General features: G+C 35.1%; 18 protein-coding genes. 14 read left to right on the forward strand and 4 right to left on the reverse strand.

All coding sequences use genetic code 11. The features are described 5' to 3' along the window. Nucleotides 1-12 precede the first annotated feature (12 nt). Nucleotides 13-1,410 carry an amino acid permease gene (locus NST14_RS03560; protein WP_000448454.1) on the reverse strand — a complete coding sequence of 466 codons (1,398 nt, stop codon included), beginning with the start codon at nucleotides 1,408-1,410 and terminating at the stop codon, nucleotides 13-15. Between the two features lie 450 nt (nucleotides 1,411-1,860). On the opposite strand from NST14_RS03560, the gene treR reads away from it, so the two are divergent. From treR to treC, 3 genes are all read left to right on the forward strand, one after another. Further along, nucleotides 1,861-2,571 (forward strand): trehalose operon repressor, encoded by a 711-nt coding sequence (gene treR / locus NST14_RS03565; RefSeq protein WP_000987250.1) that lies wholly within the window; start codon nucleotides 1,861-1,863, stop codon nucleotides 2,569-2,571. A 137-nt stretch (nucleotides 2,572-2,708) separates the two neighbouring features. Continuing rightward, the gene (gene treP, locus NST14_RS03570) at nucleotides 2,709-4,136 is read left to right on the forward strand and encodes a PTS system trehalose-specific EIIBC component (protein WP_000513946.1); all 1,428 of its coding nucleotides are present in this window, start codon (nucleotides 2,709-2,711) and stop codon (nucleotides 4,134-4,136) included. Nucleotides 4,137-4,149: 13 nt separating this feature from the next. Next, complete coding sequence (gene treC, locus NST14_RS03575; protein WP_000656099.1) at nucleotides 4,150-5,811, forward strand: alpha,alpha-phosphotrehalase; 1,662 nt, start codon at nucleotides 4,150-4,152, stop codon at nucleotides 5,809-5,811. 31 nt (nucleotides 5,812-5,842) lie between these two features. On the opposite strand, the gene gerKC is transcribed toward treC, so the two are convergent. Genes gerKC through gerKA form a run of 3 tightly spaced genes read right to left on the reverse strand, consistent with a single transcriptional unit; the run spans nucleotide 5,843 to nucleotide 9,537 of the window. Next, nucleotides 5,843-6,967, reverse strand: coding sequence for a spore germination protein GerKC (gene gerKC, locus NST14_RS03580; RefSeq protein WP_000474039.1), 1,125 nt, complete (start codon nucleotides 6,965-6,967; stop codon nucleotides 5,843-5,845). Continuing rightward, nucleotides 6,948-8,054, reverse strand: a complete 1,107-nt coding sequence (locus tag NST14_RS03585; protein ID WP_000185777.1) for a GerAB/ArcD/ProY family transporter — start codon at nucleotides 8,052-8,054, stop codon at nucleotides 6,948-6,950. The genes gerKC and NST14_RS03585 overlap by 20 nt, the downstream gene beginning before the upstream one ends. Then, nucleotides 8,035-9,537, reverse strand: a complete 1,503-nt coding sequence (gene gerKA / locus NST14_RS03590; RefSeq protein WP_098487509.1) for a spore germination protein GerKA — start codon at nucleotides 9,535-9,537, stop codon at nucleotides 8,035-8,037. Before gerKA ends, NST14_RS03585 begins: the two co-directional genes overlap by 20 nt. Before the next feature lie 352 nt (nucleotides 9,538-9,889). Here gerKA and NST14_RS03595 point away from each other — a divergent pair, with 352 nt between their 5' ends. From NST14_RS03595 to NST14_RS03645, 11 genes are all read left to right on the forward strand, one after another. Beyond that, entirely contained in the window at nucleotides 9,890-11,722 is a 1,833-nt protein-coding gene (locus NST14_RS03595; RefSeq protein WP_002163754.1) for a GAF domain-containing sensor histidine kinase, read from the forward strand. Nucleotide 11,723: 1 nt separating this feature from the next. Next, the gene (locus tag NST14_RS03600; protein WP_000590668.1) at nucleotides 11,724-12,365 is read left to right on the forward strand and encodes a response regulator; all 642 of its coding nucleotides are present in this window, start codon (nucleotides 11,724-11,726) and stop codon (nucleotides 12,363-12,365) included. Between the two features lie 401 nt (nucleotides 12,366-12,766). Beyond that, the gene (locus tag NST14_RS03605) at nucleotides 12,767-17,008 is read left to right on the forward strand and encodes a S8 family serine peptidase (protein WP_000820244.1); all 4,242 of its coding nucleotides are present in this window, start codon (nucleotides 12,767-12,769) and stop codon (nucleotides 17,006-17,008) included. A gap of 254 nt (nucleotides 17,009-17,262) precedes the next feature. Further along, a complete protein-coding gene (locus NST14_RS03610; protein ID WP_000023363.1) occupies nucleotides 17,263-17,862 on the forward strand; it encodes a TasA family protein in 600 nt (199 codons plus the stop codon). A 305-nt stretch (nucleotides 17,863-18,167) separates the two neighbouring features. Next, the gene (locus NST14_RS03615; protein ID WP_002163753.1) at nucleotides 18,168-18,854 is read left to right on the forward strand and encodes a CPBP family intramembrane glutamic endopeptidase; all 687 of its coding nucleotides are present in this window, start codon (nucleotides 18,168-18,170) and stop codon (nucleotides 18,852-18,854) included. A 23-nt stretch (nucleotides 18,855-18,877) separates the two neighbouring features. Then, the gene (locus NST14_RS03620) at nucleotides 18,878-19,849 is read left to right on the forward strand and encodes a phosphotransferase enzyme family protein (protein ID WP_098487510.1); all 972 of its coding nucleotides are present in this window, start codon (nucleotides 18,878-18,880) and stop codon (nucleotides 19,847-19,849) included. Nucleotides 19,850-20,006: 157 nt separating this feature from the next. After that, nucleotides 20,007-21,467, forward strand: coding sequence for an alanine/glycine:cation symporter family protein (locus NST14_RS03625; protein ID WP_073541553.1), 1,461 nt, complete (start codon nucleotides 20,007-20,009; stop codon nucleotides 21,465-21,467). 136 nt (nucleotides 21,468-21,603) lie between these two features. Beyond that, on the forward strand, nucleotides 21,604-22,332 hold the full coding sequence (locus tag NST14_RS03630) for an amino acid ABC transporter ATP-binding protein (protein ID WP_073541560.1): 729 nt from the start codon (nucleotides 21,604-21,606) through the stop codon (nucleotides 22,330-22,332). A 12-nt stretch (nucleotides 22,333-22,344) separates the two neighbouring features. After that, nucleotides 22,345-23,175 (forward strand): glutamine ABC transporter substrate-binding protein GlnH, encoded by an 831-nt coding sequence (gene glnH / locus NST14_RS03635; protein ID WP_000916479.1) that lies wholly within the window; start codon nucleotides 22,345-22,347, stop codon nucleotides 23,173-23,175. Between the two features lie 70 nt (nucleotides 23,176-23,245). Then, a complete protein-coding gene (locus tag NST14_RS03640) occupies nucleotides 23,246-23,902 on the forward strand; it encodes an amino acid ABC transporter permease (RefSeq protein WP_001112657.1) in 657 nt (218 codons plus the stop codon). Beyond that, nucleotides 23,903-24,547 (forward strand): amino acid ABC transporter permease, encoded by a 645-nt coding sequence (locus tag NST14_RS03645; protein ID WP_000345989.1) that lies wholly within the window; start codon nucleotides 23,903-23,905, stop codon nucleotides 24,545-24,547. It abuts the gene before it with no gap. The last annotated feature ends 199 nt before the right edge of the window (nucleotides 24,548-24,746 follow it).

Here is a 24,746-nt window from a genome sequence, read left to right on the forward strand (position 1 = left end):
GCTTCTCCTTTTTTAATTCATTTTTTGTGAGTCTTTCATTAGTACAGGATAAAGAATAAGACCTAATACGAACAATCCGATTCCTAAGAAGAACGTTTTTAAATCAGCAGTTCCCGTTTTGATAACCCAAATAGAATATATGAATGCTAATGTAGTAATGATGCCGTCCTTTATTCGAGAGCCAGGCATTATATCATACGTTTCTCCTGTAATAACTAATTTGAATTGGTACAGCGTAGAAACAAGGTATGGAATTAAATAAGCTAATGTTGCTACAACGATAGCGAAATTATAAGCTTCTGATACGGTACCAGAAATCGTTGAGAATAAGAAAATTTGCGTCATCACATTTGTAATAAATAATGATTTTGAAGGACTACCTTTTTTATTTGTTTTCGCGAAAAATTTAGGGAAAAGCCCATTTTTTGCTGCCTGATAAGGAACCTCTGAACTAACAACGATCCAGCCAACTGTAGATCCAAATAAAGATACAAGTGCAAGTAAAGCCATTATATATGCGCCTTTATTGCCAATTGCTAAATTTAATGCGTCTACTAATGGTTTTTGAGACTCTTTTAAAGCATCTTGCGGGAGAGCGCCCATTGTAAGTAGAGTAATTGACATGTAAATAAGAAGAGCGATAATTAATCCGAAAATAGTCGCTTTTTTTACATCGCGCTGAGATTTTGCACGATTAGAAAGCATGACAGCCGATTCAATACCGATAAATGCCCAAAGTGTTGCAATAGCAGCTGAATTGATTTGTCCACCTAACGAAATTGATTGTCCTGCTTCATTCATAAATGTTTGCCCGTCTCCGAAATTAGAGGCATTGAAAATGAATAATGTGATTACAATAAACATTGTAAATCCGATAATTTTTGCAATAGTAGCAAGAAGATTCATATTTCCAGCACGATCAATATTTTGAGAAAGAATATATTGAATTCCCCATAACATAAGGCTACATACGAGGAACGTTAACCCTTTTCCAAGTTCTAGTGAAAATCCGTTCGTTGAAAAGAGAATTTGCTTACTTTGTAAAACTGGAAAGAATGTTGATAAATATCCAGCAAAGGAAATAATAACAGATGCTGTTGCAGCCCAGTTCGCAGCCCAATATCCCCATGCCATACTATAGCCTGCAACTTTACCCGCTTTTTTTGAAGGGAACATCGCTTGAGCATAGCTTTGTGGTCCCGCTTTTAATTCTGGTTTTCGGATTGCTAAATTTCCAAATACGAGTGCAATCATAAATACGCCAAGTCCTGTAATACTCCATGCAAGTGTAGAACCCATTGGACCTGATACTTGTGCTAAATTTGCTGGGAGCATAAATACGCCACCGCCAACCATATTCCCGATAACAAAAGCTGTTAAAACCCATAATCCCCATTTTTTCGTTTCCATTTTTGTTAACTCCTTTGTAGTAATATTTGCTTAAACATCATTTTTTACTAGCTTTTTGGCAATAAAAAAAGAGCCATGTAGATAAAAAATACCTACATGGCTCTTCGCCAAAGCGTAGGTACAACGGGAATAACCCTTGTACCTACGCGTAATTTTTCCGCTAGGTTTCAAGGGTTACGTATGATGATGATGTTTTTGTGCAAATGTAACTACAATTGTTGTATAAGTAAGCATAGTTCTTTGCTCCCTTTCTCCTCTGATTTTGAAGTTAGTATACTACATGTTTTTTTGAATGAAAAGAAAAATATAAAAATTTTTATAAAAATACGTTTTAGAGATTAAATATTTACCTTTATTTTTCCTATACTGGAAAATAAGTGAGAGATTGGCAGAAGAGTGTAGCATGGTATAATACATATAGAACTAGAAGGTGACAAGGGGCTATTGTAGATGATGAGTAAGTATGAACAAATTTATACAGAAATCAGTAATTCTATTGATAATAGGCAATTAAAAGAGGGATGCAAAATCCCATCAGAAACTGAATTAATGAAGCAATATGAAGCGAGCCGCGGTACTGTAAGAAAAGCTGTAGATTTATTACAAGAACGTGGATATGTTCAAAAAATACACGGAAAAGGTGTTTTTGTTTTAAAGCGAAAAAACATTGAATTCAACTTTGGTGGTATTGTAAGTTTCCAAGAAGAAAATGAACGTTTAGGACGCCATTGTATTACAGAAGTCGTGGAAATGGAGAAAGTAAAAGCGACAAAAGAGGTTGCAAAGCTATTAAATGTGAAAGAGAAAACAGACATAGATCATATTAAACGCGTACGAAATATTGATGGAGAAAAAGTAATTTTGGATATTAATCATTTTGTATCGGAATATATTCCTGGATTAACGAGTGAGATTGCAGCGGGGTCCATTTATAAATATATTGAGAAAGAACTAGGTCTTCATATTAGTTACTCACAGAGAGTAATTGAAGTGCAACCATGTACAGAGGACGATAGAAAGTATTTAGATTTAAATGGAACAGATTATGTTGTTGTCGTGAAAAACTTTACGCATTTGTATGATGGAAGTCAGTTCGAATATACAGAATCCCGCCACCGCTTAGATATTTTTCATTTTTCGGATGTGGCGCGGAGAAAATAAGGAGATGGAACGTAATGTTTCATCTCTTTTTTTATAAAAAAATGACAAACTCGTATATACGAGTGTTGACTAACTTATATATACGAGTTAATATGTAATTGTAAACGGTATCAAAAAAAGAAAAGAGGGACGGGAATATGGGGAAAGACTATCGTAAAACAGCAGAGGAAGTGTTGCAGTATATTGGCGGGAAAGACAATATTGAACAAGCTGCGCACTGTGTAACGAGACTCCGTATCGCTTTAAAGGATGAAAGTAAAATAGATAACGATAAATTGCAGTCTGTTTCATTAGTGAAGGGAGCGTTTCATAACGCTGGGGTATTTCAAATTGTAATTGGTCCAGGAGATGTTGATCGAGTATATGCTGAATTGATAACGCTTGCAGGTATGAAGGAAGCGACAGTAGCTGATGTAAAAGATTCTGGAAACCAAAAGTTAAATCCAGCTCAAAAGTTTGTAAAAGTATTTTCAGATGTATTTATGCCGATATTACCAGCAATCGTAACAGCTGGTTTATTAATGGGTATTAACAATCTATTAGGCGCAAAGGACTTATTTTTTGATGGAAAAAATTTATTAGATGTGTATCCAAACTTAGGCGGGCTTTGGGATTTAATTAATATGATGGCGAATACAGCATTCGTATTCTTACCGGCACTTGTCGGGTGGTCAGCAACAAAACGTTTTGGTGGTAGTCCAATACTAGGGATTGTTATGGGATTAATGCTTGTGCATCCGGCCTTATTAAATGCCTGGGACTATGGAAAAGCAGCGACTGGTTTAGATGGTCAAAAGATTGAGTACTTCAATATTTTAGGGCTGTTCCAAATTGAGAAGGTAGGATATCAAGGACAAATTTTACCTGTTTTAGTAGCAGCATTTGTATTAAGTAAAGTAGAAATCTTTTTAAAGAAACATGTACCAAATGCAATTCAATTATTAGTTGTACCAATTACAACAATCGTTGTGACAGGTGTATTAGCATTAGGGATTATTGGTCCGGTTACACGTCATATTGGAGATTTATTAACAGTAGGATTAGTAGGTGTATATGAAACAGTACCAGTAGTTGGAGCAGTATTATTTGGAGCATTGTATGCACCACTTGTAATTACAGGTATGCATCATATGTTTATTGCTATCGATTTACAATTAATTGCACAACACGGTGGTACATTCATTTGGCCGATGATTGCTCTTTCTAACATTGCGCAAGGTAGTGCGGCACTTGCGATGTTCTGGATTTCTAAAAATCAAAATGATAAAAGTATGGCATCGACATCAGCAATCTCGGCATATTTCGGTATTACAGAGCCAGCTATGTTTGGTGTAAACTTACGAAATAAATTCCCGTTCTATGCAGCGATTATCGGATCGGCTGTGGCGGCGATATTCATTACATTAAATGGTGTATTAGCACCTGCTATCGGAATTGGTGGATTACCAGCATTTATTTCTATCATTCCGAAATCGATTCCAATGTTTATTGTCGGAATGGTTATCGCAATTGTAATTCCATTTACGTTAACGTGGTTATTTGCAAAACGAGTAAAACAGAAGTAGGAGGAAGTTAAACATGAAGGATTGGCATAAAAGTGTAGTTTATCAAATTTATCCGAAGAGCTTTAATAGCTATTACAATAAAGAAACCGGTGATATAAAAGGGGTTACAGAAAAACTAGATTACTTAAAAGAACTCGGAGTAGATTATATTTGGTTAACACCGATATACCAATCGCCACAAAATGATAATGGATACGATGTAAGTGATTACTACAATATTGATCCATCTTACGGAACGATGGAAGAGTTTGAAGAGCTTTTAGAAGAAGCAAAAGCACGTAACATTGAAATTATGCTTGATATCGTTGTAAATCATAGTTCGACGGAGCATAAGTGGTTTAAAGAAGCGAAGGAAGATAAAAATAGTCCATATCGTAATTACTATATTTGGCGTGATGAAAAAAATAATTGGCAATCTAAGTTTGGTGGGTCTGCTTGGAAATATGATGAGAAGACAGAGCAATATTATTTACATCTATTTGATGAGACACAAGCAGATTTAAACTGGGAAAATGAAAAACTTCGTGAAGAAGTATATGATATGATGCGCTTTTGGCTTGATAAAGGGGTAACTGGATTCCGATTAGATGTTATTAATTTAATTTCAAAAGATCAACAGTTCTTAAATGATAATGGAAGTACGGCGACAAGCGATGGCCGTAAATATTATACAGATGGCCCACGTGTTCATGAATATTTACAAGAAATGAACCGAAATGTTTTTGAAGGGAAAGATGTAATTACAGTTGGAGAAATGTCATCTACGACAATTGATAATTGTATTAAATATTCAAACCCTGAGCGTAATGAATTAAGTATGACGTTTAGTTTCCATCATTTAAAAGTTGATTATCCGAATGGTGATAAGTGGACGAAGGCTGATTTTGATTTTATTAAATTAAAAGAGATTATGTCTAATTGGCAAATTGAAATGCAAAAGGGCGGGGGATGGAATGCGTTATTCTGGTGTAATCATGACCAGCCTCGTATTGTGTCACGCTTCGGTAATGATGAGAAGTATAGAAATGAATCTGCAAAAATGTTAGCAACGGCTATGCATATGTTGCAAGGAACGCCTTATATTTATCAAGGCGAAGAAATCGGTATGACGAATCCTAATTTTGAGTCTATTGAACAATATCGTGATGTGGAATCGTTAAATATATATGATATAAAGTTGGAAGAAGGATTATCAAAAGAAGAGATTATCGGGATTTTAAAACAAAAATCTCGTGACAACTCCCGTACTCCAATGCAGTGGAATGAAGAGATGAACAGTGGCTTTACAACAAGTACACCTTGGATTTCAGTGGCTGAAAACTTTAAAGAAATAAACGTAGAGAAGGCATTAGAAGATAAAGAGTCTGTATTTTATCATTATAAAGAGTTAATAGAACTTAGAAAAACGTATGATGTAATTACAGAAGGAGAATATGCTATTTTGGATGAAAATGATCCTAAAATTTGGGCATATACTCGTACTACAGAAAGTGAAGTGCTACTTGTTATCAATAACTTCTATGGAGAGGAAATAACGTACTCTGTACCAGCGCACGTTCAATTAGATGGAATGCAACAAGAAGTATTACTGTCGAATTATAAAGATTCCAGCAAGGATATTACAAACCTTGACTTAAGACCATATGAATCAATTGTATATCGATATACGAAATAAAAGGTTGTATGCCTGCGTGGCATACAACCTTTTATTTTAAGACACCACTATACAAAATGCTTACTTCTACCTCAGGCTTAAATTTTACTTTTGCATAATCTTTATTCCAATTTTTTTTCTTCCATAGGTCAGGATGATAAGCGATAAGATGTCTACCAATTCCGAAAGCATCACAATTTGCCTTTTGTAACTTTTTCGTTATTTTTTTCGCTTCTTTCGTGAGCTGTTTGGATAGTTCCTTATTTAGTTTTTTTCTTTCATCCATTTTGTAAAGATTATCTCTCGGAGCTTCAAGGGCTATAACTTTTAATTGAAGCTTAATGTGAGCATAAACATTTCCTTTTTTATCTGTTGTTATTTTTAAGTCTCGTTTTAATTTCCGATTGCTCACTTCCATTGTTAAATAGTCAGATGTCTTCTCGGATTCATCGCTAGTAAGTTTTTGGGTTATACGGGCACTTGTTCCCATTTTTCCAGTTAATAATACGAATAAAACAGATTGTTTTAAAGGTAAATGCCCGGTCAATTTATCATTGTTAAATAAAGCTAATCCGTTTGTAATTACTTCTTTTCCTTTTATTTTTATAGAAGGGAGGGTAAAGTCTTTACCCGGATCTAACATTTTTGTAGCAGCTGTTTCTAAAGTTTCTTTTGGAAATACACTCATATCTTCTAAGCTTTTCACTTTTTTCTTTAGAAAATCTCCAATTAGTAAATTTCCTACTTTCTTTTTTTCTAGTATCTCGGATGTTTCACCATCTACTGCAATAAGTTTTACTAAAGCAGTTGGGTTTGTTGGGTCCCGAAAGCTGACATCTAAATAAGGTAGTATACCTTTTTTTAAAATTTTGGTTCCTAGTAATTGAACACCATATTTAAAATAACGAATATTTCCAGTCACATTTTTTTTCAGTGCATCGCTTGTATCTCTTATGTTATGCCCGGTTGCTGAATGTATTTCATTCTCGAATGAAGATTGTTCGCCGCTTGAACTTTTTACGAGCTCAATTGTTTGCTGGAGTTGATTCTCTTCTGTAATATCAGATCCAATACTATAAGCTAACCTTGCTTCCCTTAATGGTTCTTGATCCCAACAGCCAGCAAGGAATGCACTAGTGCATAATACAAAAAGTAATTTAACTCTTTTTTTGAACATACTGTTCTCCTTTCTTATTTCTTATTACTGAATAAAGTAGAAATAAAAGAGGGAGGACAACGATGAAAATATAGGTGAACTTATCTGTGAAAGTTGCAATCACTTTTAATTCTTCAGGTGTATCGATAAATAGGGCTATACTAAAAGCAATAATACCAACGATTGGGACAGCCTTTTTATGATTACCAAGATTGAATATATGTCCAATTCCTATAGAAGCAGCGCAGTAATAACTAGCGATAGAAGCTACAACTGTTATCATCCAAATTGGTATGAATAGTAAATCAGTTCGGTCTATAATCCCGATATGCAAGGATCGTAATAAGTAAGCAACTGGTTCTGGAATAAGCTCAATTTGTTTTGGACTAAATACGATAAAGCAAATCCAAACAGTAAAAGTATAAAAAAGGGTTACAAATCCATTCGCGATAGAAATTGCCTTTAGTTTTGCGACAGAACTGCCATTTACTTTTGGAAAAGCGATAAGAATGATTTCAAAACCATACATGGCTGTAATTGTTTCCTTGGATGCTTGAATTATATTCCACCATCCGGCTTCTGTAATTGGAAAAATGTAAGAAAAATCAGCCCGTGTAAGCCCCAGTGCAATTAAAAGGGCCATTGGAAAAATGAGAATAGAAGCCATGACATAAAATCGGACGATCACTTTAAACGTATTATAAGCTACATAGCAACAAGCTATTGTAAATAGTATGAGAATTGCGTACCAAGGAGTTGCTTGCAAAATCCATACTTTAATGACATTACAAGCGTTTAACATAACCGTCATACCAATAAGAGTAAAGTAAAAAACATAAGCAAAACCTAATAGTTTTCCAAACTTATTACCAAATAGCATACAAACACTTTCATACATATCTGCATCAGGAAATCGTTTTAAGAAAAGCCACATAAGTAAAATAATAAGCTGAATCGCAAGCCCGGCGATGAGCGCGGAAATCCACCCACCGCCTTTAGCAATCGGGTGAAGGCGATTCGGTAGAGAAAGTATGCCTACTCCGATTTGGCACTGAATAACGAAAAAGGTAAATTGAACTAACGAAATTTTACTTTGCGTGTTTGTCACCGTCCTCATCCTCTCTCGTTACATGTTGGCGCTGCATTTTTTTCGGTTTTGGATCATGTGGTCGTTCCCAAAATGACCAAATTGGTAGTCTGACAAAAGAATCTTTCATATCTTTAATCCGCATTGGTGCAACAGGAGAAAGATATGGTGTATGAAAAGAATGAAGCTGACATAAATGAACGAAAGTTATAATGAGACCGAACGATATTCCTACATATCCGAATAGGGCAGCAAGGAGCATTAATGGAAATCGAAGAATCCGAACTGCTGAACTCATATCGTTTGATGGAACGAGAAAAGATGAGATTGCAGTTAAAGCTACAACGATAATCATTGTGTAAGAAACGAGTCCGGCTTTTACAATTGCATCACCAATTACTAAACCGCCTACAATACCGATTGTTTGTCCAACTCTGCTCGGCAAACGAATACCAGCTTCCCGTAATAACTCGAAAATTAGCTCCATTAAGAGAGCTTCAAAAATAGGAGGAAGTGGTACTTTCTCTAATGAAGCTTTAATTGTATATACAAGTTCGAGCGGCAATACATCAGGATGAAAGGCTACGGTTGCGATATATATAGCTGGTAAGAGAAAAGCAATCAAAAAACTCACTAAGCGAATCATTCGGACGAAAGAACCGACAATCCAGCGGTTATTATAATCATCTGGTGATTGATAGAAAGCGAATAATGTAACAGGAACGATGAGCGCTGTTGGATCTCCATCAGATAAAATAGCAACTCGTCCTTCCATTAAATTTGCTGCGACTCTATCTGGACGCTCTGTATTTAATTGCTGCGGAAATGGTGAGAAAGACGTATCCTCTATAAATTCTTGTATATATCCTGGAGGCATAAGTGCATCTGTCTTAATCGTTTCTAACCTTCTTTTTACTTCTGTAACTAAATCGTCATTCGCTATGTTTTGCATATAAGCAATTGCCACTTTCGTATGCATTTCTTCACCAAGTGTGAAATATTTAACGACGATATTTGGACTTTTTATGAGTTTACGAATGGAAGCTAAATTGGTTGCTAAATCTTCTACAAAACCAGTATGTGGTCCACGTACAATGCCTTCATTATCAGGCTCTGCTATATCTCTCTTTAAAGATAAAGCTGTTTCGAAAATACAAAAACTGTCGACTTGTTCATGAAAATATAATGATTTGCCTTGTAATAAAAGTTGCACACCGTAATTTAAATTTGTTTCTTTCTTCATACTTAATGTGGCAAATGCTTTATCTAAAGACAAATCCGACCGAGTTAATAAAGGCTCAAGAGCTAATTGGTGAATTAAATTTAAATCTGCTAAAGATTCGATATATAAGATTGTTCCTTTGCCGTTTTGGAAAGGAAGATCTAATTTTTTTATATCGTCTGAATGACAGAGCTTATTTTCGATATAATTAATGTTTTCCGGAAGTGATGGAAACATATGCTTTTTGTTATTATCTTGTTGTGAGTGCTTCTGTTCGGTCATAATTTCCATCTCCTTTACATTGAAATTATTTCTGTTAATTTTTGTTTTTTGTGAGAAAATTATGCTTGGATTTTTTAGAAAAGTAGGGAAATGGAAAGAACGTATATATTTGCGATATTAATATATATCTTTTGTACTATAGGAGAGTAAATCTAGCGGGATGCATAATTACATCATTTGATGAATAGGAAATTTAAGAAAAACGATTTATAATACTAGTATTGTGTCTTGCCTTTTTAGGTACAGTACACAGCCGGTGATTGGCTAGTGGATGTTCTTCCATTTTGCCAGTGCCGGTTTTTTATTGGATAATAGGGAAAATGAAGTTTTTATAAAGAAAGAAGGGGTTGTTTTGAAGGATGTAAATTCTATCTTTATGAGAGAAAAGATTGCTAGTTCTTATCTTTATTTTATTTCTTTTCTTGGTTTGGTTACTATAACTATATCTTTACTTGAAATTAAAATCCCTTCTCATCCAACAATACTAATAATGTTGTTACTATTTATGGGGATTGCAGAGTATTTTCCTGTAAGATTTTGGAGAGGAACTAGCTCGCTTACTTTTCCGATCATTTACGCTATGAGTTGGCAGTTTGGAATCCATATAACTATTACTGCTATTGTATTCGTAACGCTAATTATTCACCTGCATCGTCGTTCACCGATACAAAGAATGTTATTTAATAGTACTCAGCATGCACTTAGTTTGATTTTGGCCGAATGGTTTTCAAACAAATGTATGTCCTTATTACTTAATAAGATAGTTATGCCAGTTCTATATGAAAATTTAATATCTTTGTTATTATTTTGCGTGTTTTTTTGTTTTTTCAACAATCGTTTTTACGATTTGTTGATGATACTTCTTCCACAGCCATATTCAATATATCAGTGGTATAAAAAAACTGTAACGGTATTTCTTTGCGAAACTTTTGGTTTCTCTTATGCGGCCCTGATGCATGTATTAATTAGTATATATAGTGTGGAAATAAACGAGATTACAGTACTGTTTTTCTTTTTTCCACTTGTAGCAGCTTCAGTTATTAGTTCTTTTTCTGTACGGATAAGGATGGAGAAGGAACGATTATATGAGTTATTTCTTATTACGACCGAAATTAGTCGAGGATTAACTGGAGGAAACTTGAAACATATTAAACAAGCACTTAAAGGTTTTTTTGGCATACAAGCATATGTAATATGGACAAAAGATGATGGGAACTGGAGTATTCTATTAAAAGATGGGAAAGTGCGCTCTTATATTTCTGATGATTCAGAAATATCAAGGGCGTTTGAGGAACTTTCTAAAAATCTTGTATTTAATGATTGGAAAATTGGTACGGCTCCTGGAGATGAAATATTTGATAGTGTTATACGCTCACTTGTATATTTTCCTCTTATAGTAAATGATGAATTAGTCGGAATGTTTGTTGCAGGGAAAAGTAGAAATGCGGGTTTCTTTCCGGAAGATGTACAGTCGTTAGCTACATTTTCTAACCAATTAGCTAACGTTGTTAAAACAAGGATATTGATTTCTGAACAGAAAAAAAGAATGATTTTAGAAGAAAGAAATAGAATTGCCCGTGAAATTCACGATGGTATTGCGCAAACATTAGCGGGGGTAATATTCCAACTAGAATCCGCACGGAAAAAATACCATGATAAACCAAAAGATATGCAGCAAGTAGTTGAGAAAAGCATAAAAGATTTAAGAGGAAGTCTAGGAGAAGTTCGCTATTCTATTTATGCTTTAAAACCATATCCGACACAACAATTAGGTCTTAAGCAGGCAATAGCAAGTAAAATAAAATCTTTAAAACGAGAATATGAATTAGACATTACCTATCATGAAAGAGGCCATGCACGTGCGCTTAGTTTTTCAAAAGAAAGAGTTATATTTGATACATTACAAGAGAGTTTGCAAAACATTGTAAAACATGCACAAGCAAAAAAGGCTGATGTTTTACTCAGTTATCAAAGTGAACACGTTCTTTTAAGGGTTAAGGATAATGGAGTTGGCTTTTCACTATTTGAGTCTATGGTTAAAACAAAGAATGAGCCACATTATGGTATATTACATATGAATGAACAAGCTGACCAATTAGGGGCTACTTTACAGATTGATAGTTCTATAGGAAAGGGGACAGAAATTACACTGTTAATTCCAGATTCACAAACAAGGGGTGCGTAAAATGATTAAAATATTAGTAGTAGATGATCATGCTTTTTTACGGGATGCAATTCGGAGCATACTAGAAGATGAATCTGATATGAAAGTGGTTGGAGAAGCTAGCTCTGGGGATGAAGTATTGGGAAAAGTAGAAGAATGCGGACCAGATTGTATTTTGATGGATATTAACCTGCCAGGGAAAAATGGGATTGAAGCTACAGAGTTAGTGAAAAAAATTTATCCGAGTTGCCGAGTACTTGTGTTTACAATGTATGAACATGATGAGTATTTAATGGATGCACTTCAGGCCGGTGCTGATGGTTATTTATTGAAGGATTCCTCATCAGAGCAGGTAGTAGCAGCAATTCGAATGTTATATCGAGGTGATTCAGTTATTCATCCGCGTATGACTAAAAAATTAATTACATATCATCAGCAAAAAATGAAAGTAGAATCAAATGAAAATGAACTGACGGAACGTGAAAAGGAAATTCTCTTTGAACTAGTAAAAGGACTTAGTAATAAAGAAATTGCTGAAGTTTTATATATTAGTGATAAAACAGTTAAAATACACATCAATAAAATTTTTAAAAAACTAAATGTGAAAAGTCGATCGCAAGCAGTGATTTATGCAGTTCGAAATCAATTGGTTCCGCTAGATTAAATAAGAAATTTATCAAAGAACTATCGTGTCGATTTATTCTGTATCACAAAGAATAAATGACAAGATAGTTCTTTTGTACTATGTAGGCATAGAATAATTAGAGAAAAGATACTCCTTTTGTTTAATTTTCAGAATAATCAAAATGTGAAATAATAAAAATAGAATTACATTTTAATATTGTTAATAATTCATTTCATGAAAATCTTTTGTTGGAAACAAATGATGGGGGGCTCTTATAAAAAGAGTAAAGTGAGTGGTTAGCTATATGAGGTATGGGGATGGTAGTAGTGTTGGAATCTTTCATGATACAAAAGATTAAGATTGATAGAGTTTCCGATGCTACATGGGAATGTAAGAATCAATTTGTTTCAAAAATAATATGAATAATGGGGAGATGCAATATGAAACGAGGGAAATTTGGAAAGGTTCTTATTGGAACGTTAACAGTTGGAATGTTATTGTCTCAAGGGATTCCATATAACGTATTAGCGGAAGAGGTAAATACATCTACTTTAACTGGAATTGATGATGCAGATGCTATCTTAAAAGGCCTTACAAAGGAACAACGTAATGCCTTAAAAACGTTAGATACAAAACCAGGTTTTGTTATTTCGCCAGGTATCAATACAGCAAGTCCTAATAATGTAAATGTGATTATAGAATTTAAGCAAGCGCCTAGCAAAATTGAGGTATTAAAACAAGCGGCTAAAGGGAAAAAGATAGCTCTTTCAAATGCGGAACAAAAGGTAGAGGCATCACATAAAGGATTTAAAGCAGAGCTTGAACAGCTTCAAAAGAATAAAGAGAAAGGGACAAATGTAAAATCTGCAAAAATAACAAGAGAGTATAAGAATGCTTTTAATGGTGTAGCGATTTCTTTACCAGCAAATATGATCGAAGACTTAGTTCGTACCGGTATCGTTAAGCGCGTATGGGAAGATCATGAGGTTAAAATTGATTTGCCGAAAGAAACAGCTAAGACTGCTGTTGAACCAAAAATGGTAGATAGTGTACCGCAAATTGGTGTGGACAAGCTGCATGATGAAAAAATAACAGGTAAAGGAATTAAGGTAGGTGTACTGGACACAGGTATTGATTACAACCACCCGGATTTGAAAGATGCATATAAAGGATATCGTGCAAAACAAGGTGAAGATCCAAGTAAAGTAGATCCGAACTCAATAAAAGGATGGGACTTTGTGAATAATGATGCTGATCCAATGGAGACAACGTATAAGGATTGGCAAAATTCTGGAGGATATCCTGAAATTTATGAGGGAAGTGCATATTATACATCCCATGGTACGCATGTAGCCGGGACAATTGCTGCAGACAAACAGAATAGTGTGGATTATGCAGTGAAGGGCGTTGCTCCAGATGTAGATTTATATTCATATCGCGTACTAGGTCCGTATGGAAGTGGACAAACAAGCGGTATTCTTGCTGCGATTGATAAAGCAGTGAAAGACGATATGGATGTTATCAATTTATCACTAGGAGCGTCTATTAATGATCCTTTATATCCTACTTCTGTTGCAGTGAACAATGCGATGTTAGCAGGTGTTGTTACAGTAGTAGCAGCTGGTAATAGTGGTCCGGAAGAAGGTACGATAGGATCACCTAGTGCAGCAGCACTTCCAATTACAGTTGGAGCCAGTGACGCTGCAATGAATATTCCAACGTTTTCCGCCGATGCAGGTGATGTACATGTAGATAAGATGATGCTACTTGGAAAAAGCTTTACTGATAAGATTGAAGATTTGAAAGGACAATCCTTATCGGTTGTATATGCAGGACTTGGGAAATTAGATGATTTTACAGGGAAAGATGTAAAAGGGAAGTTAGCTCTTATCCAACGTGGTGAGATTACATTTGATGAAAAAATTAAAAATGCTAAGGAAGCAGGCGCAAAGGCGGTAATTGTATACAACAATGTAGATGGGGAAATTACAAGTTATCTTGGGGAAAGTACTTCATCTATTCCATCGTTCCGCTTAACAAAAGTAGATGGTGAGAAATTGCAAGCAAAAGCTGTACAAGGAGATGTGTCGTTAGCATTTGGAGAACTTAGTAATATAAAAACAGAGGGAGATCATTTGGCTGATTTCAGCTCCCGTGGTCCTGCAACTAAAACAGATGATATTAAGCCAGATATTGTAGCACCAGGTGTGTCTATTTTCTCAACTGTTCCTGAATATATTAATGATCCAAAAGATGGAGAAAATTATCCGGTAGCGTATGGACGTATGTCAGGTACATCTATGGCAACTCCTCATACTGCAGGGGTAGCGGCACTTATTTTACAAGAACATCCAAACTATAGTCCATTTGAAGTAAAAGAAGCACTTATGAATACCGCAGTTGACCTAAAAGAAGAGCGTTCTGTATTTGAGGTGGGTTCTGGACGAATTGATGCATATCGTGCAGTTCATGCAGATACATCTATCGAGGTTATCGATAAAACATCAAACGTTGTAGATGATGAAGAAGTAGAAATTGAAGAAAAAACAGGTTCTATTGCGTTTGGGTATAAAAATCAAATTGAAAATGGGCCTATTAAAGATAGTCGAAAAGTCTTAATTAAGAACAGCAGTAAAACTGATGGAAAAGAGTTTAAATTAGAAGTAGAGTTTTCATCTACAAGTGTAGGTGTGCAAGATGCAGCGAAGAATGGTGTGAAGCTAAATGTACCAGATTCTATTAAAGTAGCTCCTAGTACATCAGAGGAAATTAGCCCTGAAATTATCATTCCAGAAAACGCTGAATTTGGTAGATATGAGGGCTATATTCATATTTCAAATAAAAACAATGAAAAAGAAGTGTATCAAGTACCATTTGCAGTTAAATTCACAGAAAAAGGGATTGCGTCTGTAGATTTACTGAGAGATGCAATGGCAACAGATGCATCTAAATTCCATCCGTTTATGGAGAGACCAAGTTCGCCTTTGACATTTAAACTAAATAGTCCTCTTGAAACTATTGATGCAGTTGTGAAGGACCGAAAGACAGGAAAGGCATTAGGAGTCGTTGGTACACTTAATGCAAGTAGTCTAACACCGAATATTGAATATATGATGTTTTCTGGTATGGGAGGGTATGTACTTCCATTCACAGGAGACCCAGCTCATCCAATTGGGGATAAACCTGTTATGTTGCCTGATGGAGATTACGAATTGAACTTCGTTGGATATGATAAAGAAGGAAAATCGTATACAAAAGGCGATAGCATTATCATTGATAATGTTATACCGGAAATGAAATTTAAGGATGTACAACCTGGTATACATGAAGTAAATGATTCTATGTTTAAAGAAGAAGACGGCCAACGTGCATTATGGGTGCATGGTAATATTTATGATTCTACAGTAGATGCATTAAAAGCAAAAGGCTTGCAGTATAGTCAAAAAGCGAACCAAATTGTATATTATCAAAACTCAGCCTTTCCATCAGGTTGGCTGAATACAATTCAAGCAAATGGTGATTTTAAATTTGGAGTACTTCCAGAGGAAATAAATGAGCCGTTAAATTTAAAATTATTTGGATATGATCTTGCAACTGCAGGGAATATGGCAACTGGATATAAAGATTACGTCTTTGTAAAGGAAGGGACAGAATACGCTGTTCCAAGTTATGACAAAGATAAAATCAAATTAGGAGAGAAAATTACGTTAACTTTGAATCTTAATAATGTAAAACAGCTTATGTCAGGTACATTTGAAATTCCTTATTACAAGCAGCTCTTTAAATTTACAGATGTGAAACCAAATCCAGCACTTACGGAATATGTAAAACAACATGGACTGAACCTTAAATTAGAAGATCCGAAGATAAGTGAAGAAGGAGCTTGGGAAAACAAGGTGAAAGTTGGGGCATCATTAGAAGGAAAAGAATTTAAAGGATTAGATGGAGATACACCATTTTTAGATGTTACATTCGAGATGACGAACGATGAATACTTTAATGATTTAACTGCATTTGGAGTAGAGAAGTTCTCTTATACAAAAGCTGGTGCATCAGAAGGCATTGAGATTCCTGCGTTTAAAGATAAATCTTTTGCTATTGTTTCGAAACATTCAACGATTACAGGATATATTGGCCCGGAAGCTTTCTTGAATGAAGAGGGGTATTTAGGTAAGAAAGACTATACAAAACTAGGAGCAAAAGTGTACGCAGTTGGCAAGGATGGAAAGAAATATACAGGAACGATTGGTGATAACGGGCAATTTGAAATTCATAGTGTCCCAGTAAGTGATAAAGAATATGATATTTTCGTAGAAATGCCAGGTCATTTAAATAGTAAATTAACAGCAAAAATAGGGAAGGTGCAAGATGGTGAATTAGTGGGACAAAACTTTAGAGCTGACATGGATGATAACCTTGCAGGTGATGTAAATGGAGATAAAATGGTAGACATTCAAGATGCTAGAATAGCAGCTTTATCGTATGGAAAAGGAAAAGTATCTGTAAAAGATGGAGATATAAATCAAGATGGTGTTGTAGATGAAACAGATATTCGTTTTATTGAGAAAAACTTCTTGAAAAAGAGTTCAGATGCTAAAGAAAATCAGAAACCGAAAGAAAATGTAGGTCCGGTGACATTAGATAAAATCTTACGCTCTATTGGCTTAGAACCAAAAAAATAAGTGGGCAAAACTCTAGAGTAAATAATGCAATCAGACAATGAATAGTAAATGAAATGAGATTGGCTAACAAATAACCGGTAATAATTTACGGTAACATTACCGGTTATTTTAAAAGTAATAGTCGTTTTGATACATGAAGTAACTAGTTTAAAGTTGGTTCACTTTCGCTGTGGGACAAGGTAGTTGCTTAAATTATTTTGTGGGATGGAAATAAGGTTTGTAGTTTGAACTTTAAAAATAGGGGGACTTGTGAAATGAGCATTAAGAAAAAACTTGGTATGGGTGTTGTAACTGCAGCACTTGGCTTATCTTTAATTGGCGGGGGAACATATGCGTATTTTAGTGATAAGGAAGTGTCACAAAACACTTTTGCAGCGGGGACTTTAGATTTGAGTGTGAATCCTGAAGTTGTTATTAATGTCGATAATATTAAACCAGGTGATGAAATGGAGCGTGGTTTTCAATTAGTAAACAAAGGAACTTTAGCAATAGGAGATGTGAAACTCCTGACAGATTACAGTGTAATCGATGCTAAAGGAGATAATGGAAATGCTGATTTTGGTGATCATATCCGTGTTGATTTCTTGTGGAATTTGGATAAAAATGAGGTTCCAATTTGGTCTACTACATTATCTGATTTAAAGGTATCTACGCAAAATGGAAGTATTCCTGATCTTGTACAAAAAGGTGTTGTAGACCGAGAAGGAAATGGACTTGCTTCTGGTGATGATGATACTTTCTATGTAATGTTCACATTTGTAGATAATAATGCAGAGCAAAATGTATTTCAAGGAGATTCATTAAAATTAAATTGGACTTTCAATTCAATGCAGACAAAAGGTGAAGAGAAATAAAAATAAATGTTATATACGAGAATCAATTGATAAATAAAACTTTTAATAATGTAAAGGTTGATTTAGTGAATCAACCTTTTTTTGTTTTTAGATTTTTTATAGTATTCATAGCAGTACTTCTAATATGTATGGTGAATTGAATAGAGGATATATGGAAGTGATGGAAACATATGCTTTTGGTTTTTACTCTTTTGTTGTTCTTTTTGCGAGAAATTTATGCTTGGACTATTTTTAAAAAAGTAGCTTGAAAGTTACGTTACGTCATCTTTTATACTATAGAAAATAGGATATAGGGGATGATATAGGTGACTTTGAGGTATATGTGGGGATGGAAAGAAATTTTATATTTATTAGTTTTCGTATTTCTTATTGTCCCAGTAACAGTTGAATCTCTTTTATATGAATATGCTTTAAAGATAATAGGGAACTCATTATATGCTGGAGTATTAATGGGATTTATAATGGCGGTGATATTTACTACTGTAGTTTATCTTTTTTGTATAAAAAGATATCAACTGTCTTGGAAAGATATTGGAATTCGAAAACTTTCATGGAAAGATTTTTTATGGACAGTTATAGCATTGATTACCTTAATTGTAGTTAGTATTGCTGTATTAATGATAATGGAGAAAATGGGTATTTCTTTTGAAAATAGTAAAACGGAGACGGTCCAAAATGATAAATCAATATATTCGTTCTGTATCGCGGTAATTGGAGCAGCAGTTATATCACCAATTTATGAAGAGATTTTATATCGAGGTGTTTTTTATACATTTTTTCGTGATAAATATGGTATATGGGGTGGAGTGCTTGTAAGTTCTATAATATTTACTGTTGTTCATATTCCCACATATAACACATTACCAGTGAATTTTTTAAGTGGAGTAGTATTTGCTTGGTTATATGAGAAAACAAATTCTATTTTATCAGCTATGATTGCCCACGCATTATTCAATTTCATAGCAGTACTTTTAACATTTATGTCGAATTAAGAAGATATATAGGAGGGATACATATGGAAATAGCTGTAGAACGTGTTTTTACGAAAGAGATTTTAAAAAGAGCAGCGAGTTTGTTTCATGTAACAGTGGAAGACAAGCCGCTTGGAGATTTTGAGAATTATATTTTTAAGGCGAAGGGTGATAATGATGAAGACTATGTATTACGTTTAACGCATTCGTCGCATCGCTCTAAAAAAGAAGTCGAGGCTGAACTAGATTTTTTACGATATGTTGCGGAGAATGGGGCAAAGGTAGCAGGCCCCCTTTATTCAGCATCTCAAAATCTTGTAGAAGACATCAGAGCAGAGGATGAAACTTTCTTTTTCGCTTCTTTATTTACATATGCAAAAGGTGAGCAAGTAAAAGGAGCGGAATCGCCTTATTGGGGAGACGCTTACTTTGAAGCATGGGGAAAAGCGATTGGACAACTGCATCGTCTAACAATGAACTATCCTAAAACGGATCATCGTGATACGTGGGAAGAAGATGAGAGTGGGATTGTTAATGAATTAGAAGATGATCAAGTGAAAAAGATTGCTACTGTATTAATGGATGAGATAAAGGCTCTTCCAATTGAAAGAGAAACATTCGGCCTTATGCATGGTGATATTCATCCAGGTAATTTTCATTATGATGGAAAAGAGCTAACAATCTTTGATTTTGATGATGCGGCTTATAATTACTTTATACACGATTTAGCAATGGTTCTTTATTACTCTGTTCTATTTACAACGTGGACAGCGGAAGAGAAGACAGACTTTGCTCGTAAACAGTTACAAGTGTTACGGAAAGGCTATGAGTATGAGCACAGACTGGCGGATAGCTGGTATGAATCATTACCACTATTTTTACGTTTGCGTGACATAGGTCTATACGGCACGCTCCAAAAGAAATTTAAAGGGAAAGATATGCCAGATAATTTCCGAAAGTTATCAGAAGAGCTATACGAAAGAATTATAAAAAAAGAAGCAATTGTGAATATATAATACATTCTGTTCAAAACAAAGTATATAAAACAAATATATACTTTGTTTTTTTATACAAAAATATGTTTGTTTTATTAAAATAATATTGTCATAGATTCGGTATACACTTATAATTTTTATATATTCTGAATATTCTTGATAAAAAGGAGGGGGAATATTGGAAGCTTTCGTAAATTGGTTAAATAATATTGTTTGGAGTCCAGCACTTGTTTATTTATGTTTAGGAGCAGGTTTATATTTTTCTATTCGAACGAGGTTTTTACAAGTAAGGCACGTAGGAGAAATGGTGAAGCTGACATTTAAAGGAGAAAAATCAGAGGCTGGTGTTTCTTCATTCCAAGCGTTAGCACTTTCGTTATCAGGGCGCGTTGGGACAGGGAATATCGCTGGGGTAGCTACAGCGGTTGCCTTCGGTGGACCAGGGGCTGTATTTTGGATGTGGGCAGTAGCCTTTTTAGGAGCAGGATCAGCTTATGTAGAATCAACACTCGCGCAAATCTATAAGACAAAGCATCAAGGACAGTTTCGCGGTGGACCTGCTTATTACATTGAAAAAGGTTTAGGGGTTAAATGGTATGCATTAGTATTCGTTGCAGCGACAATCCTTGCAACTGGGCTTTTATTACCAGGCGTGCAAGCAAATAGTATTGCTGTAAGTTTAGAGACAGCTTTTGGAATTAATACTACTCTATCAGGGGCTTTATTAGTTGTTGTATTGGCTCTTATCATCTTCGGTGGAGTAAAACGAATTGTTAACGTAGCGCAAGTTGTCGTACCGTTTATGGCTGTTGGATATATTTTAGTAGCTTGTGTTATTGTCGCTATGAATATTGAAAAACTGCCAGAAGCATTTATGTTAATTATAAGAAGTGCGTTTGCATTAGAAGCAGCATTTGGTGGTATTATCGGTTTAGCAATTTCTTGGGGAGTAAAACGTGGTATTTATTCTAATGAAGCAGGGCAAGGAACTGGGCCACATGCAGCGGCAGCAGCTGAAGTATCACATCCAGCTAAGCAAGGCTTAGTGCAAGCGTTTTCCGTTTACATTGATACATTATTTGTTTGTTCAGCAACAGCATTTATGATGATTATTACAGGCATGTATAACGTATTTGATGCAAGCGGAAAAAACTTTATCGTAAATAAATTAAATGGTGCACAGCCAGGACCGGGATATACACAGGCAGCAGTAGAATCTGTTTTCCCTGGATTTGGAAACGGTTTCGTTGCAATCTCGTTACTATTCTTTGCATTTACAACAATTATGGCGTATTACTACATTGCAGAAACGAATATCGCGTACTTAAATCGTGATAAAGACCGTCCTTGGATGTCTATGGTACTAAAGTTTGTCTTTTTAGGAGCTGTATTCTACGGTTGTATCAAAACAGCAGCAACGGCTTGGGCTTTAGGTGATATCGGTGTAGGGATTATGGCATGGGTAAATATCATTGCGATTTTATTGTTACAAAAACCTGCATTAGTTGCATTAAAGGATTATGAAAAGCAGAAGAAAGAAGGAAAAGATCCAGTATTCGATCCAGGGACATTGGGAATTAAAAATGCTGATTTCTGGGAACATGAATACGGAAAAGATAAGAAAGAAGAAGTATCGTAATGGAATAGAGATGAAAAAGCAAAGGGGAAACCCCTTTGCTTTTTTTATGGGTGAAATGAGGATCAAAGTTATTTTTTTGCTTATTTTTGAATATAAAAAGAATGTACATGCTTTGTTAGGGGAAGGGGGGAGTATGTTGATAGAGTTTCGTAATGTAAATAAATATTATGGTAACTTTCAAGTTTTAAAAGATATTAATGTACAAGTGAAAAAAGGTGAAGTGGTAGTAGTTGTTGGGCCTTCAGGATCAGGAAAAAGCACGTTGCTTCGGTGTATAAACCAGTTAGAGTCAATTACAGAGGGAGAGTTAATTGTACAAAATACGGAGGTACACAATGCGAAAACAGATATGAATGAATTACGCCGAAATATCGGAATGGTCTTTCAACATTTTTATTTATATCCACATAAAACGGTTCTTCAAAATATTACACTAGCACCTATTAAAGTAAATAAAATTTCAAAAGAGGAAGCAGAGAAAACGGCGATGTTTTATTTAGAGAAAGTAGGAATTCCGGAGAAGGCCAGTGTATATCCACATCAATTATCTGGTGGACAACAGCAAAGGGTGGCAATTGCTAGAGGACTTGCGATGCAGCCGGAAATTATGCTATTCGATGAGCCTACGTCTGCTCTTGATCCAGAGATGATCGGGGAAGTACTTGATGTTATGAAAAAGCTAGCTAAAGAAGGGATGACGATGGTCGTTGTCACGCATGAAATGGGATTTGCACGGGAGGTAGCCGATCGGATTTTATTTATGGATGATGGCAAGATTATTGAGGATACAACACCGGCGCAATTTTTTGCGAGTCCTGAACAAGAAAGAGCGCGTCTATTTTTAAGCCGAGTGTTAAACCATTAAAGGAGGAGTTTTATGCTTAAAATGAAAAAGTTGTTTACGTTAATCGTATTTTCATGTCTATTCGTACTTGTCGTTGCTGGGTGCGGAAGTAAAAAAGATGAGGCAAAAGAAACGAATACGAAGCAAGGCGGGGCTGTTGAGCAAATTAAGAAGCGCGGGAAATTAGTAGTTGGGGTGAAGAATGATACGAACTTATTTGGATTGAAAAACCCTTCAACAGGGCAGGTAGAAGGATTTGATGTTGATGTTGCAAAGGCGCTTGCGAAAAAAATTCTTGGAGATGAAAAGAAATTAGAATTAAAAGAGGTAACGTCTAAAACGCGTATTCCACTCCTGAAAAATGGTGACATTGATGCAATTATCGCAACGATGACAATTACAGAAGAACGTAAAAAAGAGGTCGATTTTTCAGATGTATACTTTAAAGCAGGGCAATCGTTACTCGTAAAAAAAGGAAGCGATATTAAAAGTATTGATGATGTGAAAAAGGGCGTAAAAGTGTTAGCAGTAAAAGGTTCAACATCGACAAATAACATTCGCCAAAAATCACCGGAAGCGACTGTATTAGAATTTGAAAATTACAGTGAGGCATTTACAGCGTTAAAAGCAGGAAAAGGTGATGTGTTAACGACAGATAATGCAATTCTTTACGGTATGGCAAAACAAGATTCGAATTATGAAGTTGTCGGGAAAATTTTCACGGATGAGCCGTACGGAATTGCAGTGCAAAAAGGTGCAGATGATTTAACGAAAGAGATTAATAATTTAATTAAAGACATGAAAGCAAGCGGAGAGTATGACAAATTATATGAGAAATGGATTGGGCAGAAACCAGAGAAGTAAAGTGATAAATAGTAAAAGTGAGAGGATGAGAGTACTCATCCTCTTCTTGTAAAGAAAGAGGGGAGAATATGTGCCTGATTTTTCTATATTAACGAATAACATTGATATGTATTTAGAGGGTTTTAAATATACAGTGTTGTCTAGTGTAATCGCATTAATAGGCAGTTTTATTTTAGGGGTAGTATTGGCGGTAATGCGTATTGCACCGATTCGTATTTTAAATTGGTTGGGAGCTGCTATTGTAGAATTTGTAAGAAATATTCCGCTCGTATTAATTGCATTTATATTTTATTTCGCTTTACCTGTAGTAGGAATTACTTTAAATGGTTTTGTAGCAGGAACAGTTACGCTTACCGTATATACTGCAGCGTTTATTGCGGAAGTCATTCGAGCTGGTATTTTATCAGTCGCGAAAGGCCAAATGGAGGCAGCACGTTCCTCAGGATTGACGTATACGCAAGCAATGTACCATGTCGTTTTACCCCAGGCGATGAAAATCGTAATCCCTCCTTTAGGAAATCAATTTCTCAATTTAGTAAAAAACTCTTCTATACTCGGAATTATTGCTGGTGCTGATTTAATGTATCAAGGAGATTTAATTTCAACGAAGACGTTTGTTACGTTCGATGTGTATATATTTGTCGGGATGTTTTATTTAATATTAACAATTCCGCTCAGTATGCTAGTGCGTTATTTAGAAAAACGCTTAGCAAAGGAGGCGGTGTAAATGGATTTTAAGGGAGCAATAACAGGTGATCATATTCTGTTTTTATTAAAAGGATTACTTATAACGTTAGAGGTAGCGCTCGTAGCAATTGTACTTAGCTTTATTATCGGTAGTGTAATAGGGATTGTACGGTACACAAAAATACCCGTCTTCTCACAAATATTAGGAGTTATCGTTGAAGTAATTCGAAACTTACCACTACTTTTAATTATATTTTTCACATATTTTGCACTTCCAGAAGCAGGCTTGAAATTAGAAATTATAACAGCCGTAATTGTCGCTTTAACAATATTTGAAGCTGCAATGATATCTGAAATTGTTCGAAGTGGCCTATTATCTATTGAAAAAGGACAGATTGAGGCTGCAAGATCTTCAGGATTAACGTATGTGCAAGCGCTTTGGCACATTATTTTACCACAAGCATTAAGAAGAATGGTCCCGCCACTTGTCAGTCAGTTTATTTCATTGCTGAAAGATACAGCGCTAGCAGTCGTTATATCACTCCCAGAGCTTATGCATAATGCTCAAATTATTAGCGGACAAAATGTAAATTATATGATTCCAACGTTTATAGTAGTAGCTTGTATGTACTTTATTGTAAACTATAGTTTATCAATTTTATCGAGAAGGTTAGAACTTCGTTAACCCTTACAATATATGTAAGGGTTTTTCCTTGTTTCTCCTTATTTTCCTCTAAATAGAATCTAAATCTTGCAATAATTCAATTTTTTATATTATTTTATCAGAAAAGTTTTAATTTTATATAGAAAATGTAATCGCTTTCGTGTATATTTTTATTATCAGAAAATTTTAACAAGATATAGGGGTATTGGTAGGGGGAGGA

This window comes from Bacillus sp. FSL W8-0519 (assembly GCF_038005585.1).
In the GTDB taxonomy this organism is placed as follows: domain Bacteria; phylum Bacillota; class Bacilli; order Bacillales; family Bacillaceae_G; genus Bacillus_A; species Bacillus_A paranthracis.

Excerpts from the sequence above, each read along its gene's own strand:
- NST14_RS03600 (WP_000590668.1), top strand. The coding sequence starts at position 11,724 with ATGATTAAAATATTAGTAGTAGATGATCATGCTTTTTTACGGGATGCA.
- NST14_RS03620 (WP_098487510.1), top strand. The coding sequence starts at position 18,878 with ATGGAAATAGCTGTAGAACGTGTTTTTACGAAAGAGATTTTAAAAAGA.
- treR (WP_000987250.1), top strand. The coding sequence starts at position 1,861 with ATGATGAGTAAGTATGAACAAATTTATACAGAAATCAGTAATTCTATT.
- treP (WP_000513946.1), top strand. The coding sequence starts at position 2,709 with ATGGGGAAAGACTATCGTAAAACAGCAGAGGAAGTGTTGCAGTATATT.
- gerKA (WP_098487509.1), bottom strand. The coding sequence starts at position 9,537 with ATGACCGAACAGAAGCACTCACAACAAGATAATAACAAAAAGCATATG.
- treC (WP_000656099.1), top strand. The coding sequence starts at position 4,150 with ATGAAGGATTGGCATAAAAGTGTAGTTTATCAAATTTATCCGAAGAGC.
- NST14_RS03605 (WP_000820244.1), top strand. The coding sequence starts at position 12,767 with ATGAAACGAGGGAAATTTGGAAAGGTTCTTATTGGAACGTTAACAGTT.
- NST14_RS03610 (WP_000023363.1), top strand. The coding sequence starts at position 17,263 with ATGAGCATTAAGAAAAAACTTGGTATGGGTGTTGTAACTGCAGCACTT.
- NST14_RS03645 (WP_000345989.1), top strand. The coding sequence starts at position 23,903 with ATGGATTTTAAGGGAGCAATAACAGGTGATCATATTCTGTTTTTATTA.
- gerKC (WP_000474039.1), bottom strand. The coding sequence starts at position 6,967 with ATGTTCAAAAAAAGAGTTAAATTACTTTTTGTATTATGCACTAGTGCA.
- NST14_RS03560 (WP_000448454.1), bottom strand. The coding sequence starts at position 1,410 with ATGGAAACGAAAAAATGGGGATTATGGGTTTTAACAGCTTTTGTTATC.
- glnH (WP_000916479.1), top strand. The coding sequence starts at position 22,345 with ATGCTTAAAATGAAAAAGTTGTTTACGTTAATCGTATTTTCATGTCTA.